The 15383-nt window shown below is 65.6% G+C and carries 14 protein-coding genes; 6 read left to right on the forward strand and 8 right to left on the reverse strand.

What is annotated here, in order from left to right:
* Positions 1-28: 28 nt before the first annotated feature.
* Complete coding sequence (locus AXYL_RS24495) at positions 29-1186, reverse strand: acyl-CoA dehydrogenase family protein (RefSeq protein WP_013395562.1); 1158 nt, start codon at positions 1184-1186, stop codon at positions 29-31.
* Positions 1187-1198: 12 nt separating this feature from the next.
* A complete protein-coding gene (locus AXYL_RS24500; protein WP_013395563.1) occupies positions 1199-2164 on the reverse strand; it encodes a Bug family tripartite tricarboxylate transporter substrate binding protein in 966 nt (321 codons plus the stop codon).
* 104 nt (positions 2165-2268) lie between these two features.
* Between AXYL_RS24500 and AXYL_RS24505 the strand changes: the two genes are divergently transcribed.
* Together AXYL_RS24505 and AXYL_RS24510 are read left to right on the forward strand one after the other, a co-directional pair.
* Entirely contained in the window at positions 2269-4398 is a 2130-nt protein-coding gene (locus tag AXYL_RS24505; protein WP_013395564.1) for an acetate--CoA ligase family protein, read from the forward strand.
* 20 nt (positions 4399-4418) lie between these two features.
* Positions 4419-5222, forward strand: coding sequence for an enoyl-CoA hydratase/isomerase family protein (locus AXYL_RS24510; RefSeq protein WP_013395565.1), 804 nt, complete (start codon positions 4419-4421; stop codon positions 5220-5222).
* 8 nt (positions 5223-5230) lie between these two features.
* Here the strand turns inward: AXYL_RS24510 and AXYL_RS24515 are convergent, their stop codons facing one another.
* The gene (locus AXYL_RS24515) at positions 5231-5965 is read right to left on the reverse strand and encodes an IclR family transcriptional regulator (protein WP_013395566.1); all 735 of its coding nucleotides are present in this window, start codon (positions 5963-5965) and stop codon (positions 5231-5233) included.
* A gap of 79 nt (positions 5966-6044) precedes the next feature.
* On the opposite strand from AXYL_RS24515, the gene AXYL_RS24520 reads away from it, so the two are divergent.
* Positions 6045-6776, forward strand: a complete 732-nt coding sequence (locus AXYL_RS24520; protein ID WP_013395567.1) for an enoyl-CoA hydratase/isomerase family protein — start codon at positions 6045-6047, stop codon at positions 6774-6776.
* An 87-nt stretch (positions 6777-6863) separates the two neighbouring features.
* On the opposite strand, the gene AXYL_RS24525 is transcribed toward AXYL_RS24520, so the two are convergent.
* The 4 genes from AXYL_RS24525 to AXYL_RS24540 are packed head-to-tail and all read right to left on the reverse strand — an operon-like array spanning position 6864 to position 10999.
* Complete coding sequence (locus tag AXYL_RS24525; RefSeq protein ID WP_013392407.1) at positions 6864-7793, reverse strand: electron transfer flavoprotein subunit alpha/FixB family protein; 930 nt, start codon at positions 7791-7793, stop codon at positions 6864-6866.
* Positions 7794-7795: 2 nt separating this feature from the next.
* A complete protein-coding gene (locus tag AXYL_RS24530) occupies positions 7796-8545 on the reverse strand; it encodes an electron transfer flavoprotein subunit beta/FixA family protein (RefSeq protein WP_041654229.1) in 750 nt (249 codons plus the stop codon).
* Positions 8546-8591: 46 nt separating this feature from the next.
* Positions 8592-9836, reverse strand: a complete 1245-nt coding sequence (locus AXYL_RS24535) for a CaiB/BaiF CoA transferase family protein (protein ID WP_013395569.1) — start codon at positions 9834-9836, stop codon at positions 8592-8594.
* Positions 9833-10999: an acyl-CoA dehydrogenase family protein gene (locus AXYL_RS24540; RefSeq protein ID WP_013395570.1), complete on the reverse strand. Its 1167-nt coding sequence runs from the start codon at positions 10997-10999 to the stop codon at positions 9833-9835. The genes AXYL_RS24535 and AXYL_RS24540 overlap by 4 nt, the downstream gene beginning before the upstream one ends.
* A 220-nt stretch (positions 11000-11219) precedes the next feature.
* Here AXYL_RS24540 and AXYL_RS24545 point away from each other — a divergent pair, with 220 nt between their 5' ends.
* The 3 genes from AXYL_RS24545 to AXYL_RS24555 all read left to right on the forward strand — a co-directional run bounded on the left by AXYL_RS24545 (position 11220) and on the right by AXYL_RS24555 (position 14198).
* The gene (locus AXYL_RS24545; protein ID WP_013395571.1) at positions 11220-12287 is read left to right on the forward strand and encodes a MaoC family dehydratase; all 1068 of its coding nucleotides are present in this window, start codon (positions 11220-11222) and stop codon (positions 12285-12287) included.
* A 48-nt stretch (positions 12288-12335) separates the two neighbouring features.
* Positions 12336-13331: an HpcH/HpaI aldolase/citrate lyase family protein gene (locus AXYL_RS24550; RefSeq protein ID WP_013395572.1), complete on the forward strand. Its 996-nt coding sequence runs from the start codon at positions 12336-12338 to the stop codon at positions 13329-13331.
* A gap of 81 nt (positions 13332-13412) precedes the next feature.
* The gene (locus AXYL_RS24555) at positions 13413-14198 is read left to right on the forward strand and encodes a GntR family transcriptional regulator (protein ID WP_013395573.1); all 786 of its coding nucleotides are present in this window, start codon (positions 13413-13415) and stop codon (positions 14196-14198) included.
* Between the two features lie 11 nt (positions 14199-14209).
* On the opposite strand, the gene AXYL_RS24560 is transcribed toward AXYL_RS24555, so the two are convergent.
* The gene (locus tag AXYL_RS24560; RefSeq protein WP_013395574.1) at positions 14210-15370 is read right to left on the reverse strand and encodes an MFS transporter; all 1161 of its coding nucleotides are present in this window, start codon (positions 15368-15370) and stop codon (positions 14210-14212) included.
* Between the last annotated feature and the right edge of the window lie 13 nt (positions 15371-15383).

Raw genomic sequence — 15383 nt, forward strand, 5'->3', positions numbered from 1 at the left:
CATTTCCTTGGGAAAACAGCGAAAACGCTTAGCGAAGCGCGGAGATGCCGAGGGCGCTTTGCGCGATCAGCAATCCAATGATCTGGTTGGTTCCTTCGCCGATGCTCAGATGCCTGGCATCGCGGTAATGTCTCTCCACGGGGAACAGGGAGGTGTAGCCAGCCCCGCCGTGAATTTGCAGGGCGAGTTCCGCCACGCGCAGCGCCGCATCGCTGGCATGGCGCTTGGCCATCGCGCACAGGACGGCGTTATCGGGCAGGCCGCGGTCCAGCGCGTCCGCCGACCGGTAGGCCAGCAGCCGCGAGGTCTCCACCTGCGTCATCATGTCGGCGACCATTTGCTGCACCAACTGGAACCCGCCTATGGGCCGCCCGAACTGCTCTCGTTCGCGCGCAAAGCGCAGGGCTGCCTGCAGCGAAGACTCGGCGATTCCGAGCGCGGCGAACGCCACCACGGAGCGTCCGATGTTGAGATACTTCTTCGCGATCGAAAATGCCTGGCCGGGCTCTCCGATCAGGTTCTCTGCCGGGACCTCGACATCCTCGAACAGCAGTTCGCCGAGTGGGCAGCAATGCATGCCCATTTTCCCTATCGGGCTGCAGGAGAATCCCGGCATGCCGCTTTCGAAGACCAGGCACGAAACGCCGCCGGCGCCCTCGCCGCTCACGTTGCGTGCAAAGACGATGCCCAGGTCGCAGATCGGCCCGTTGGTAATGTAGATCTTGCGGCCGTTGATCCGCCAACCGCCGGACGGCATGCGCTCGACCCGCGTCTGCACGTTCGCGGCATCCGAGCCGATCCCGGGTTCGCTCAACGCAAAACAGCAGATCGCCCGTCCATCCAGAATGGCGGGCAGGTATTTCTCCCGCAAGCCCGCGCTGCCCGCGCCCGCCAGCACCGACGCCGCCAGATTGCTGACGCTGAGCATGCCGCGCAACGACGGCCAGGTGCTGGCCACTTCGGCGATCAGCGTGCCATAGGTGGTCATGGGCAGGCCGAAGCCCCCGTCCGCTTCGGGCAGCAGCCCGCCGATCAGCCCATAGTCGCGCATGGCACGCACGACGGAACGCGGCACGACTTCCTTGGCCGCTTCGTATCGTTCGACCAGCGGCGCGACCTCGGCCTCCAGATATCGTGCGAGCGAGTCCTTCAAGGCCTGCTGCGTGGAATCCAGCAAAAAGTCCATGGCATCGGCCTCCTATTTGGCGGACTCGAAATCCGGGGCCGTCACGACCTTGGTCCACTTGGCCACTTCGGCTTCCATGAAGACGGACACGGCCTCGCTGCCGCCATGCAGCGCCGTGATTTGAAGCCGGCCCAGGAACGCCAGCGTCTCCGGTTCCCGCGAAATCTCCTCGACGCTGGATGCCAGCCTGGCGATCACTTCGGGCGGCGTCTTCGCAGGCGCCATGAGGAAGAAGGTGCCCGTGGTTTCAAAGCCCTTCAGCCCCGCCTCGTCGATGGTGGGCACGTCCGGCAGGCTGGCGTTGCGCGTCGCGCTGCTGACGGCAATGGGACGGAACTTTCCCGCCTCGATAAAGGCCATGGCTCCCGCCATGTTGTCGAACAGCACGTCGACGTCACCCGCCAGCAAAGCTTGTTCCGCGGGCGGCGCAGCGCGATACGGCACATGCGTCATCCGCACCTTGGCCATCTGCTTGAACAATTCCCCCGTCATGTGCATCGACGAGGTGATGCCCGGCGAACCGAAAGTCACGTGGCGGCGCCCTGCCTCGGCGATCAGATCCTGCACGCTGTGTATGGAGGACTTTTGCGGCACCACCAGCACATTGCTGGCATATCCCAGCATCGCGACCGGCGCCAGATCGCGCTGCCAGGAGTAGCTGGCCTTGCCCAGCGCGGTGTCCACCGCGATGCCGGTGGTGCCCATCAACAGGGTGTAGCCGTCCGCAGGGGCCTTGACGGCCGCATTGATCGCCAGCGCGCCTCCCGCCCCGGTCTTGTTCTCGACCACAAAGGGTTGGCCCAGCTTGTCGGCCAGGGACTTGGCGTAGTAACGGGCCAGCAGGTCGGTCCCGCCTCCGGCGCCGAACCCGACCAGCAGGGCCACCGGCTTGGCGGGATAGGTGGATGGACTTTGCGCGTGCGTGGCCACACTGCCCAGGCACAGCAAGACGGATACGGCGGCAGCAAATCGCTTCATGGCGGGTCTCCCTCCTCATCAGTACGAATTATCGTAATTTTCCTCGATAGGCTGTAGAATTAATTACGACTGATCGTACACTACCACGAAATTACGGAGTAAATATGCATGCGTCGCATTGTGGATTTCCCGATCTATCCAGGCTGGTGCGACCGCGCAACGCGGTCGTGGTGCTCGGATCGCAGAGGCCAAACAGCGAAGGCGCCCGCCTGCTGGAGAACCTCTCCTTGCACTCGCGCATGGAGGGCGAGCTTTTCGTCGTGAACCCGCCCATGCGCGGCGACGGGCCGTTCCGCTGCTGGCCATCGATTGCCGACCTGCCGGAAGCCGACATCGACGTGGCGCTGATCATCCTGCGCGCCGCCTACGTGATGGATGCGCTGCGCGATTGCGCCGCACGCGGAATTCCCTATGCCATCGTCATGTCCTCCGGCTTCGGCGAGGCCGGCCCTGAAGGACGGGCGCTGGAGCAACAAATCGCGGCGTTGTGCGAGTCGACCGGGTTGCGCGTCTACGGACCGAATTGCCCTGGCCTGTCGAACTTCCGCGACCGCATGGGCATGACGATCTCCCCTGCCTTCAAGACCGACAAGAACGTGGGGACCATCGGCATCGTCACCCAAGGCGGCGGGGCCGGACGCAATATCGTCCAGGGGCTGTCGTATGGTCCGGGCGCCGCCTTGTGGCTGTCCGCGGGCAACGAAGTCGACCTGGGCGCGCCGGATTTCATCGCTCACCTGGCCCGCGACCCCGAGATCGGCGTCATCGCCGTACTGCTCGAGGGCATCAAGGACGGCAAGCGCCTGGCCGCCGCTCTCGATCTGGCGCGCACGCACGGCAAGCCCGTCATCATTCTCAAGATCGGCCGCTCCGAGTATGGCGTGCGCGCCGCTCAGTCCCACACCGGCTCGATCGCAGGCACGGCTGAAGTCAACAGCGCCATGTTCGCGCAGTTCGGCGCGATCGAGGCGCACGACATGGACGAGCTGGTCGCGCTGGCGCGTCTTGCCGCAAGCGGCAGCGTTCCGACTTCCGACGAACTGGCCGTGGTGACCTTCTCCGGCGGCGCGGCCGCCATGGCCGCCGACCAGATCGGACTCCAGGGATTGCGCCTGGCACAATTTGCGCCGGAAACAACCGAACATCTGCGCGCGAGCCTGCCCGGTTATGCGGCCATCGCCAATCCGGTGGACGTGACCGCCGAAGCGCTCAACAGCATCGAAGGGTTGTCGTCGTGCCTGCGCACGGTGGCTCAGGACCCCAATGTGGGCGCGGTCATCGTGCCGATTCCGGCCGACTATGGAGAGCTCACCGACGGCATCGCGCAGGCCATCATCGATGCCGCCGCCGGCGCATCCCGGCCCATCATTGCGGTCTGGATGAGCCGTCGCCTGGGCAGCGGCTTTCTGCGGCTTGAAGAACACGGTCTGGCGCCATTCCTTTCGCTAGGTTCGGCATTGGCGGCGGTACGAAAAGTGACGCCGCGCCGCATGCTGCCAGACGCGATGGCCGCAGCGCCCGCCATGTCCGCGGCCTCGGGGGATGAATCAGGCGCAGCCGTGGCGTGCACCGAGGCAGCCGCCAAAGCAATGCTGCGCGAAGCAGGCATTGCTGTGCCACAAGGCAGCCTGTGCCGCTCCGCGGAAGAAACTGCCGCCGCCGCGCAGGCGTTGGGATTTCCGGTGGCGCTGAAGATCGTCAGCGCCCAGATCCTGCACAAGACCGAAGTGGGCGGCGTATGGCTGGACGTGCGCACGCCAGGACAAGCGGCCGAGGCCCACACGCGGATGGTGAGCCAGGTCCAGGCACGACGTCCCGACGCTCGCATCGACGGCGTGCTGGTCGAGAAGATGCTGCACGACGCCGGGCGCGAAATGCTGATCGCGATCCGCACCGATCTCATGTACGGTCGAGTCCTCACCATCGGGCTGGGCGGCATATTCGTGGAGCTGCTCAAGGACGTCGCGCACCGCGTCTTGCCGATACAGCCAGCCGATGTGCATGACATGCTGGCGGACCTGCGGCATGGCGCCTACCTGGGCCAATTCCGCAATCTCCCGCCGATGGACACCGATGCATTGGTGCGCCTGGTCATCCAGCTTGCCGAATTCGTGTCGGACCGCCCCGACATCCTGGAAGCCGAATTCAACCCCGTCTGGGTCGGCCCCGCCGGCGAAGGCGCCTGGGTGCTCGACGCCCTGCTTTTGACCTCCCCTACCCCTGAACGACTCTAGCCCTACAAGGACCAACCATCATGTACGAAGGCCTGCTATATGAAATCGAGGACGGCGTGGGCACCATCACGCTGAACCGGCCGGAATCCAAGAACGCCATCGACATTGCCATGCGCACCTCGCTGCGCAAACTGGTGCACGAACTCCGTCACGACCGTGATTTGAAGGTCCTGATCCTGACCGGCGCGGGCGGCAACTTCTGCTCCGGCGGCGACCTCAAGGCCCTGCGCAGCAGCGCCGCCGACGGTGAAGCGACTGCGCAAGGCCGCCGCCAGAGGCTGGTCGATCTGCACGACCTGGTCTCGGCGCTGCTGGATTTCGACCGGCCCGTGATTTCCGCGGTGCAGGGCGTAGCCTACGGCGCGGGCCTGGGCCTGGCGCTGACCGGCGACCTGGTGCTGGCGGCCGACGACGCGCGCTTCTGCATGGCCTTCGGACGCCTCGGCGCGGTCGCCGACTTTGGCACCTTCTATACCTTGCCCCGGTTGGTCGGGGTGCAGCGCGCAAAGGAGCTGCTGTTTTCGGCGCGCGAGTTCGGCGCCACGGAAGCCAGGGAGCTGGGATTGGTGCTGGAAACGATGCCCGCCGAGGACCTGCCCGAGCGTGCGCGCGCCATAGCGCGCTGCCTTGCCCAGGCTTCACCGGTCGCCCTGAGCATCACCAAGCGCGCCTTGAACGTATCCCTGCGCAGCGACCTGCAAACCATGCTCATGCTGGAAAGCGACGGCCAAGGCGTTGCAATGAGCGCCAACTTCCACGCCATGGCCCTGCAACGATTCTTCGATAAGAAGGGCCCGCCCTTCCAGTGGCCCGTGCGGCAATGAATACGCCTTCAGCCCGACAGGGTGTCGCGTATCTCGAACAACGCCTGCAGGTAGGCCTTGCGGTGCTTGTGGACGCGGTCGGAGGGGCCTGCCAGCGACAGCCCCACCGGCAGTTCGCCCAGGACGCCCGCGACGGCCAAGGCCGTCACGCCCTCGACCCCCTCTCCCTCGGAGGCATACCAGCCCTGCTTGCGCCCCTGCGCCACCTCGGTCATCAGCTTCTTCGCGCTGGTGATCGTATGGGGCGTCACGGCCTCCAGCTTGAGCTGCTTGACCTGGGCCTGCAATTCGTCCGTGTCGAGCTGACCCAGCAGCGCCTTGCCTATGGCCGAGGCGTGCAACGCCGCGCGATCGCCGACTTCCATGATGTAGCGCAACGGCCGCCGGCAAGGCAGCACCGCCACCACCTTGACGGCGGAGCGGTCCAGCATGCCGACAAAAGCGCTTTCGTTGGTTTTCTCGACCAGTTGCTGCACGGCTTCCTTGGCCGACTTGGCCAAGGGATCGTTTTCCGCGATCTGGCGCGCGATCTCATACAGCCGCGCGGTGGGATAGAAGCGGCGCGTGCGGGGCGTGCGCATCAGGTAGCCCAGCGCATGCATCGTGCCGAGCAAATCCGAGCAACTGCTGTCGGGCAAGGAAAGCAGGCGCGCCATCTCCGAATTGGACAACTCGCGCTGTTCGCGCGCAAATATCTCGAAGGCGGCCAACGTACGGCTCGTTGCCGGAATCAGGGTAGCCATTTGAAGTTTCCTAAACCTGCCCGCAGGGAAGTCGCGGGCGCCTCATATCATAATGCGCAACCAATCAGGACCATTCCCGATGGACCAATTCTCCCAATTGCAGCTGCACATCCAGGACCACGTTGCGACGCTGTCCTTGAACAATCCTCCGGTCAACGCGCTCAGCCGCAAGCTCAATGATGAGCTGACCACGGCCATGGACCAGCTCTCCGACCTCGACGAGGTGCATGTCGTGGTGCTGACCGGCGCGGGCAAGATCTTCTGCGCGGGCGCCGACCTCAAGCAGCGCGCCGAGAACACGGCCGGCCTGGGCGGCCTGACCATGCATTCGCGGCGCACGCGCGAGTGCTTCCACTCCATACGGGAATGCGCCAAGCCGGTCATCGCCGCCATCAACGGCCCCGCACTGGGCGCCGGCCTGGCCATCGCCGCATCGTGCGACATCCTGATCGCCTCGGAAAAAGCGCTCCTGGGCCTGCCCGAGATCGACGTCGGCGCCATGGGTGGCGGACGGCACGCGATGCGACTGTTCGGGCATTCGCGCACGCGGCGCATGATGCTTACCGGCGAGCGCATTCCGGGCGCCGAGTTGTATCGCCTGGGCATCGTGGAAGCCTGTGTGGCAGCCGAGGACCTGCTGCCCGCAGCGCGCGAGCTGGCCTCCCGCATCGCGTCGAAGCGACCAGCCGCGACACGGCTGGCCAAGCACACGCTCAACACGATAGAGGACATGAGCCTGCGCGACGGCTATCGCTACGAGCAAGACATGACGGCCATCCTGGCCAAAGGCGGCGATGCCCGCACGCAGTGAACGCGAGGCCGGGCGACGCGGGGAAAGGCTCCCCGCCGCCGCGGCGCCATCGACGACCGGGACCAGGATGCGCCGGGATTCCGGCGGTTACAGCGCGCCGGTCAGTTCAGGCACGACCTGGAACAGATCGCCCACCAGGCCATAATCGGCCACACCGAAGATCGGCGCTTCCGGATCCTTGTTGATGGCCACGATGACCTTCGAATCCTTCATGCCGGCCAGATGCTGGATGGCGCCCGAGATACCAACCGCCACATACAGCTGCGGCGCGACGATCTTGCCGGTCTGACCGACTTGCCAGTCGTTAGGCGCATAGCCTGCGTCGACCGCGGCGCGCGAGGCGCCGAGTGCGGCGCCCAGCTTGTCGGCCAGCGGATCCAGGATCTTGAAGTTCTCGGCGCTGCCCAGGCCGCGGCCGCCGGAGACGACGACGCGCGCGCCGGCCAGTTCCGGACGGTCGCTCTTGGCGACTTCGCGGCCCACGAAGGTGGACAGCCCCGAATCGGCGACGGCGGCGATTTCTTCCACCGCGGCGGAACCGCCTTGCGCGGCCACGGCGTCAAAGCCGGTGGTGCGCACGGTGATGACCTTGACGGCGTCGGCCGACTGCACCGTGGCAATCGCGTTGCCGGCGTAGATCGGGCGCTGGAAGGTGTCGGCCGATTCCACGCCGATGATGTCGGAGATCTGCGCCACGTCCAGCTTGGCAGCCACGCGCGGGGCCACGTTCTTGCCCGAGGCGGTCGCCGGGAACAGGATGTGGCTGTAGCCCGAGGCCACCGCCAGCACCTGGGCGGCGACGTTCTCGGCCAGGCCGTCGGCCAGTTGCGGCGCGTCGGCCAGCAGGACCTTGGAGACGCCTGCGGCGGCAGCGGCCTGGTCGGCCACGGCGCGCGCGTTGGCGCCGGCGACCAGCACGTGCACGTCGCCTCCGATCTTGGCGGCGGCGGCGACGGCGTTCAGGGTTGCGCCCTTGAGCTGGGCGTTATCGTGTTCGGCAATAACCAGCGTCGTCATGTTCAGACCACCTTCGCTTCGTTCTTGAGTTTGTCCACCAGGGCCGCGACATCGGACACCTTGATGCCGGCCTTGCGGGCGGGCGGCTCGCTGACCTTCAGCGTCTTCAGGCGCGGCGCGGCGTCCACACCCAGTTCTTCAGGCGTGACGGTGTCCAGTTGCTTCTTCTTGGCCTTCATGATGTTGGGCAGCGTGACGTAGCGCGGCTCGTTCAGGCGCAGGTCGGTGGTGACGATGGCCGGCAGCTTCAAGGTCAGCGTTTCCAGGCCGCCGTCGACTTCGCGCGTGACCATGACCTTGCCGTCGGCCAGCTCGACCTTGCTGGCGAACGTGGCTTGCGGCCAGTCCAGCAGCGCGGCCAGCATCTGGCCGGTCTGGTTGGCGTCGTCGTCGATGGCTTGCTTGCCCAGGATCACCAGCTGCGGCTGTTCCTTGTCGACCAGCGCCTTCAACAGCTTGGCCACGGCCAGCGGCTGCAGCTCGGCATCGGTCTGGACCAGCACGCCGCGGTCGGCGCCGATGGCCATGGCCGTGCGCAGCGTTTCCTGGCATTGCGCAACGCCGCAAGAAACCGCCACGACCTCGGCCACCGCGCCCTTCTCCTTCAGGCGGGTCGCTTCCTCGACGGCAATCTCGTCAAAGGGGTTCATGGACATCTTCACATTGGCGATATCCACGCCGGTTTGATCAGACTTGACGCGCACCTTGACGTTGTAGTCAACGACGCGCTTGACAGGTACCAGTATTTTCATCGGGCAATCTCCCATGGCTTGAATCCTTCATCTCGATGCAGGCGCATCAACGAACCGCCTGCGCCGCGCGCAACCGCGCCACGGCGTCCTCGTCGTAGCCGGCTGCCTGCAGGATTTCGTCCGTATGCTCGCCCAGCAGCGGCGCGCGGCGGCGCACCGCGCCCGGCGACTCGCTCAGCTTGACCGGAACCCCTACGATGCTTACCGGGCGGCAGGCGCCAGGCTGCTCCACCTCCACCAGCATCTCCCGACGCGCATAGTGCTCATCCTGGAATATCTCCGCAGCGGTGTAGACCGGCCCGAATGGCACTTTCCCGCCCAGCGCCGCGCCGATCTCGTCCTTGGTGCGCACGGCGGTGTATGCCTCCACCGCATCGATGACCTGCTGCTGATTCCGCACGCGCGCCGCGTTGGTGGCGAACGCCGGATCCTTGGCCATGTCCGGGCGGCCGATGAGGCCGGCCAGCGTCTCCCAGAACGCATCCGTCGCGCAGGCAATCGACACATGGCCGTCCAACGACCGGAACAAGCCGAACGGACACAGCAAGGGATGCCGGTTCCCCTCCGCCTTGGGCGCCTGGCCGGTATAGGAGTATTGATAGACGATGCGTTCGCACATGGCCAGCACGGCGTCGGTCATGGCCACATCGACGAACTGCCCCCGGCCAGTCCGTTGCACATGGCGGACCGCCGCCAGCACGCCCACGCACAGCATCAGCGCCGGCACCGTGTCGCCCACGCCTGGCCCTACTTTTGTCGGCGTTTCGGCATTCGGCCCGGTGATGCCCATCATTCCGCCCATCGCTTGCGAAACCACGTCATAGGCCGGCCAATGCGCATAGGGACTCGCTCCGCTGCGCGGATCGCCAAAGCCGCGCACCGTGCCGTATATCAGTCGGGGATTGGTCTGCCGCAGCGTTTCATACGCGAGCCCCAGCCGCTCCATCACACCCGCGCGGAAGTTCTCGATGACGATGTCCGCGCCATCGATCAGCTGGCGCAGGATATCCCTGCCGGCTTCGCTCTTCAGATCGATGGCAATGGAACGCTTGTTGCGGTTGATGCTCTGAAAGTACCCGCCGTAGTCCCGGGTCGCATCCTCGGCCAGGAACGGTCCGGTCACCCGGGTTCCGTCGCCGCCCATGCCTTCCACCTTGATGACGTCGGCGCCATGGTCGGCCAATATCTGTGTGCAGAAAGGTCCTGCCAGCATCTGTGTGAGATCGATCACCCGCAATCCGGCGAGCGCGCCCGCCGCTCCCGTGGAGTCCTGGGGGAACGTCCGGCTCATGCCTGCACCTTGCCTAGCAGCGCATCGGAGATGATGCGCATCTGGATTTCAGAAGTGCCCTCGAAGATCTTTGTCAGGCGCGCATCGCGCCAATAGCGCTCCGCGGCGCAATGCGTGGTGTAGCCGGCGCCGCCGTGGACCTGCAGGCCTTCGCTGGTCACCCGTTCGCTCATTTCGCTGGCCAGCAGTTTGACCATGGACGCCTCGGTGTCCGTGCGCACGCCGCGATCGATCTTCTCGCACACGGCGTAGAGCAAGGCGCGGGAGGCCTCGATCTGCGTCGCCATATCGGCGATCTTGAAGCGGATGGCCTGGAAGTCCGCAATCGGCCTGCCGAATTGCGCCCGCTGCTTGGCGTACTGGATCGAATCCTCCAGGCTGCCCTGCGCCAGGCCGATGGAACGCGCCGCGGTGTGCGCACGCGCGGTTTCCAGGCCGGCGCAGGCCAGATAGAACGCCTTGCCCTCGTCGCCCACCATCGCCGAATGCGGCACGCGGCAGTTGTCGAATGCGAGCTCCCACGTCGTCCAGCCGTGATATCCGATCTTGGGGATGACGCTGCCCTGCACGCCCTCCGGCAGTTCGCCGCGCGGCTTTTCGATCATGAACGCGGACAGCCCTTTGTGGCGCGCCTGCGGATCGACCACGGGGTCGCTGCGGCAGATCACCAGAATGAAGTCCGCATCGTCGGCGAACGTGCACCAGTATTTGCTGCCCGTGATCAGCCAGTCGTCGCCGTCGCGCACCGCGCGGCAGGAGATGTTGGCCACATCCGAACCGGCGTTGGGCTCGGACAGGGAGAAAGCGCCTAGGAATTCGCCGCGCGCCATGCGTGGCAGGTACTCCGCCTTCTTCTGTGGCGTCAGGCCCTTGAGCGCGCCGATCAGCCCGTTGCCGCGCGCGATCAGGCTGCCCACGCTCATCCATCCGCGCGACAGTTGCTCCGCCACCAGACAGTACTCGTAGGCGCCCAACCCCAACCCGCCGTACTCCTCGGGAATCAGGATGCCGAAAAAGCCTAGCTCGGCCATTTCATCGATCAGTTCGCGAGGGATCTTCCCTTTCTCCGGGTCCAGTCGATTGGCCACGGGAAGCACGCGTTCCATCGTGAATTGGCGCGCGGCCTCCTGGATCATGCGCCGCTCTTCGCTTTGTGCCTGCATTCTCGTCCTCGCCCAAAAATTGACACTCGTAATGTACGTACATATTATTTGCGGGAAAGCTGCTGTGCAACCCTTTTTGAAAAATAAAATTCGCCTTATAGGCTTGTTCTTCTTGCTTTCCAGGATTTGACATGGAGGTTTTTGATATGCAATATGTACGAACATTAACCAGCAACGCAGCCAGACTGGCGCCGCGCACCCCGGACGGGAGAATGGGCAGATGGGACTGAGCAATGACCGCAGGGGCAATTTCTTCGAGGACTTCCGGCTGGGCATGAAGATCCGCCACGCCACGCCGCGCACCCTCACCGACGGCGACCGCAGCCTCTATATCGGACTCACCGGCAGCCGCAGCGCGCTGCACACCGCCCACAGCAATGCCGAGCTGCTGGGTTGCGGCAACTGGCCTCTCGAGGATCTGCTGGTGTTCAACACCGCCTTCGGCAAGACCGTGCCGGACATTTCATTGAACGCGGCGGCAAACCTGGGCTACGCGGAAGTGCAGTTCATCGCGCCCATGTACCCGGGCGATACCCTCGCCGTCGAGTCCGAGATCATCGGCTTGAAGGAAAACTCCAGCCGCAAGACAGGCGTCGTCTATGTGCGTTCAACCGCAAGCAACCAGCGCCACCAGCAGATCCTGCAATGGGTGCGCTGGGTCATGGTGCACAAGAGGGACCCGCAGGCCGCATGCCCCGAACCCCTGGTGCCCTCAATGCAGGCGGCCATCGGCGCCGCGCAGCTGAGGCAGCACGGATACACGCCGCAAGCCCTGCGCATTACCGAAGTGACGGCCGCCGAGGAACTCTGGGAAGACTACGACGAGGGCCAACGCATCGACCACCCTGGCGCAATGACCATCAATGACAGCGATCACAGCATCGCCACGCGCCTCTACCAGAACACCGCTCGGGCACACTTCGACGGCTACGCGATGAGCGCGCAAGGCGGCCAACGGCTGGTCTATGGCGGGCATGTCATGTCGCTATGCCGCGCCCTGTCCTACGACGGACTGGAAAACGGCCTTTCCATCCTGGCCATCAATGGCGGCAGCCACGTGAACCCCACCTACGCGGGCGACACCATCGCCTGCGCCACCACAGTGTTGCAACGCATCGACCTGGGACAGGCCCACATGGGCGCCCTGCGCCTGCGCACCATCGGCATCAAGAACGCCGGCGCCGCATCCATCGCCTTTCCCGATCCCGGCGTCGGCCGGCCCAGCCATCCGGCGCAAGTCGTGCTGGACATCGACTACACCATCGCCATGCCCAGGCGCCGAGTCTGACCGGCCCGGGCGAACCCGCCTTCAACCACATCCCTTGCGAGCACCGACATGACTACTGCCATCCATCCCCGCGATGCGCTCTTCGCCGGCGAAAGCCCCTTCCCTGTGCTGCCTGTCTGCGAACATTTCGCCGGCAGCGAAAAGCTGATCGGCAAGGCCATGGACCTGCAGGCCGAGTATGGCCCGGTCTTCGACATCACCTGCGATTGCGAGGACGGCGCCGCGGCCGGCCAGGAACGCGTTCATGCCGAGATGGTGGCAGGCATGATCAACTCGGCGCGCAACAAGTTTGACCGGGCCGGCGCGCGCATCCATGATCCGTCCCATCCCGCCTGGCGCCAGGACGTGGACATCATCGTGAGCCAGGCAGGCGGACGCGTCGCCTACATCACCATCCCCAAGGCCACCAGCTGGCAGCAGGCGGCCGAGGTCATCGGCTATATCGGCGAGACCGCGCGCAAGGCCGGCCTGGAAAGACAGATCCCCGCCCACGTCCTGGTGGAGACCCACGGCGCCCTGCGCGATGCCTTCCCGATCGCCGCCCTGCCTACCGTCGAGGTGCTGGATTTCGGCCTGATGGATTTCGTCAGCGGCCACCATGGCGCCATCGCGGCCAGCGCCATGCGCAGCCCGGGTCAGTTCGAACACGCGCTGCTGGTGCGCGCCAAGGCCGAGGTGGTGGCCGCGGCGCTGGCCCATGGCGTCGTCCCAGCCCACAACGTATGCCTGAATCTCAAGGATCCCGGCATCATCGCCGACGACGCCGGGCGCGCTCGCCGGCAGTTCGGCTTCCTGCGCATGTGGAGCATCTATCCCGCGCAGATCCAACCCATTGTGCAGGCGATGCAGCCCGAATTCTCGGAAGTCGAGGATGCCGCCAATATTCTGCTGGCCGCCCAGGACAATGACTGGGGCCCGATCCAGTATGAAGGCGAACTCCACGACCGCGCCACTTACCGCTACTTCTGGGAAGTCCTGCGCAAGGCCAGGATTACCGGCATGACGCTGCCGCCCGAGGCGCAACGCCGCTTCTTCGCCGATTGATCCGCGGGCGGTCCGAAGTCCGCAGGAAGGCGGGGCCTTACAATGCTCCCGAAGCCCACGCTCCCCCCTTCCAGGCACCTCATGACCGCCACCCGAAAGAACACCCCGACCGCATCCGCTGGCGGCCAGCCTCGTTATGTGGAACTGGCCAATACGCTGTTGCGCGACATCCAGGAAGGCCGGCACGTGGTCGGCAGTCTGCTGCCCACGGAACACGAGCTGGCGGACCAGTATGGCGTCAGCCGGCATACGGTGCGCGCATCGCTGAAGAAGCTGGAAGACCTGGGCTATATCTCGCGCAAGAAGGCAGTGGGTACCCTGGTCGAAAGCGCGAACCCGGACACGGCCTTCGTACAATCGTTCGGCACGCCCGAAGACCTGATACGCGTCGCGGCCACGGAAGTGCGTGCCATCGAAGACGTGCGCCACGTCACCCTGGACCGCAACAAGGCGCGGCGCCTGGAGGCGCCCGTGGGCAGTTCCTGGGTCCTGCTCAGCGGAACGCGCGAAGACGTGCGCCGGGCCGGCGCGCCGGTAGCGCAGGCGGACATCTATATCGACGCCACGCTGGCCGGCCTGGTCGACACGATCCGGCTCCAGCCCCAGACCCTGGTCAGTTCGCTGATCGAGCGCGAGTACGCGGTCGTCATCGACGAGATCCGGCAGATGGTCACCGCCACCCTGATCGAAGCCCCGCTGGCTGAGCGCCTGCGGGTCCAGGCCGGCAGCGCCGGCCTGCGTCTCATCCGGCACTACAAGGACGCGACCGGAAGAATCCTCGAAATCACCGACACCACCTACCCGGCCGACCGGGTAACCGTGGCGTTCCAGCTCAAGCGCAGCCTCAAGCCCAGCCTCAATCCGTAGGCTGCGGCCGCTCAAGCCGCGCGCCAGCCGGACCTCGAACCAAGCAGAAACAGCGCCATCAGCGGCAGGACGGCCAGCGCCCCATATGCCACGCCCAGGCTGGAGCGCTCCGCCATGAAGCCGAACGCCGGCGGACCTATCACGACACCGATGTACGTGAAGAACATCGTCCCGCCGGTCACCGACGCCACCTTGCCGGCCGGAGCGAGACGCGCCAGTTCGCCAAGGAATACGCCATTCCAACCGATCGCCGTCGCGCCCAGCATCGCTGCCAGCAGACACAGCACGAGCAGGCTGGATTGCACAGGCGTGAACGCCAGCCCCAGGGCGCAGCCCGCCATCAGCACTGCGATCAGCATCAGCACGCCACGCGGTGAACGCGTCCGATCGGCGATCCTCCCCCATGCCACGCGTCCCACAATGCCCGCGCCCTGGGCTACCGCGTAGACCAACACGGCGCGCGCGACATCCAGTTGCAGATCCCGCTGCAGGAACACCATCAGGTAGCCGCTGACCGAAAGCTGGCACGCGGAAAACAACAATGAAATGCCCGCCATGGTGCGCAGCTGCGGGCGCTGCAATACGTCCATCACCGGCCTGCGCCACTGCCCCGCCCCGCCAGCGCGCGGCACCGCCGGCTCGTCTAATTGCGCGCGCAGCCAGCTGGAGACGAGGGCGACCATGCAGGCCGTCCCCGCCAGGAAAAGCAAAGCCATGCGCCACGACGACAATGCCGCCAGCGCCGGCAGAATGGCCCCGGCCAGCAGGCCTCCCAGCGGCACTCCGGTCTGCTTCAGCGAAAAAACCGTGTACATCCGATCTTGCGCCGTCGTGCGCGCAAGAATGTGCGAACTGGCGGGTGTGATGATGCCGTAACCCAGGCCACACAGCAGCGCGGCGGCGTGCTGCGCAAACGGCGCCTCGACCGTCAGCAACGCCAGGCCCACGGCCTGGAGCGCCAGGGCCAATTGCGATACGCGCACTGCACCCAGCCCTCCGACCAGCACACTACTCAATGCACTGCTCATCATCGCCCCGCCATAGACCACGGCGAGGAACAGGCCCACCTCCGCGGTGCGCGCACCGGGAATCAACGGAGCCAGTACGGCGAACGCCAGCGCGCCGGCGGTGCTGACGGCCTGAATCGCCAGCGTGCAAGCCAGTATCGCCACCTGCCGCCGCCCG

This window comes from Achromobacter xylosoxidans A8, from assembly GCF_000165835.1.
GTDB lineage: Bacteria > Pseudomonadota > Gammaproteobacteria > Burkholderiales > Burkholderiaceae_B > Achromobacter > Achromobacter xylosoxidans_B.

Coding starts and splice junctions, on each gene's coding strand:
- AXYL_RS24495 (WP_013395562.1), bottom strand. CDS start 1,186: ATGGACTTTTTGCTGGATTCCACGCAGCAGGCCTTGAAGGACTCGCTC.
- AXYL_RS24500 (WP_013395563.1), bottom strand. CDS start 2,164: ATGAAGCGATTTGCTGCCGCCGTATCCGTCTTGCTGTGCCTGGGCAGT.
- AXYL_RS24505 (WP_013395564.1), top strand. CDS start 2,269: ATGCATGCGTCGCATTGTGGATTTCCCGATCTATCCAGGCTGGTGCGA.
- AXYL_RS24510 (WP_013395565.1), top strand. CDS start 4,419: ATGTACGAAGGCCTGCTATATGAAATCGAGGACGGCGTGGGCACCATC.
- AXYL_RS24515 (WP_013395566.1), bottom strand. CDS start 5,965: ATGGCTACCCTGATTCCGGCAACGAGCCGTACGTTGGCCGCCTTCGAG.
- AXYL_RS24520 (WP_013395567.1), top strand. CDS start 6,045: ATGGACCAATTCTCCCAATTGCAGCTGCACATCCAGGACCACGTTGCG.
- AXYL_RS24525 (WP_013392407.1), bottom strand. CDS start 7,793: ATGACGACGCTGGTTATTGCCGAACACGATAACGCCCAGCTCAAGGGC.
- AXYL_RS24530 (WP_041654229.1), bottom strand. CDS start 8,545: ATGAAAATACTGGTACCTGTCAAGCGCGTCGTTGACTACAACGTCAAG.
- AXYL_RS24535 (WP_013395569.1), bottom strand. CDS start 9,836: ATGAGCCGGACGTTCCCCCAGGACTCCACGGGAGCGGCGGGCGCGCTC.
- AXYL_RS24540 (WP_013395570.1), bottom strand. CDS start 10,999: ATGCAGGCACAAAGCGAAGAGCGGCGCATGATCCAGGAGGCCGCGCGC.
- AXYL_RS24545 (WP_013395571.1), top strand. CDS start 11,220: ATGGGACTGAGCAATGACCGCAGGGGCAATTTCTTCGAGGACTTCCGG.
- AXYL_RS24550 (WP_013395572.1), top strand. CDS start 12,336: ATGACTACTGCCATCCATCCCCGCGATGCGCTCTTCGCCGGCGAAAGC.
- AXYL_RS24555 (WP_013395573.1), top strand. CDS start 13,413: ATGACCGCCACCCGAAAGAACACCCCGACCGCATCCGCTGGCGGCCAG.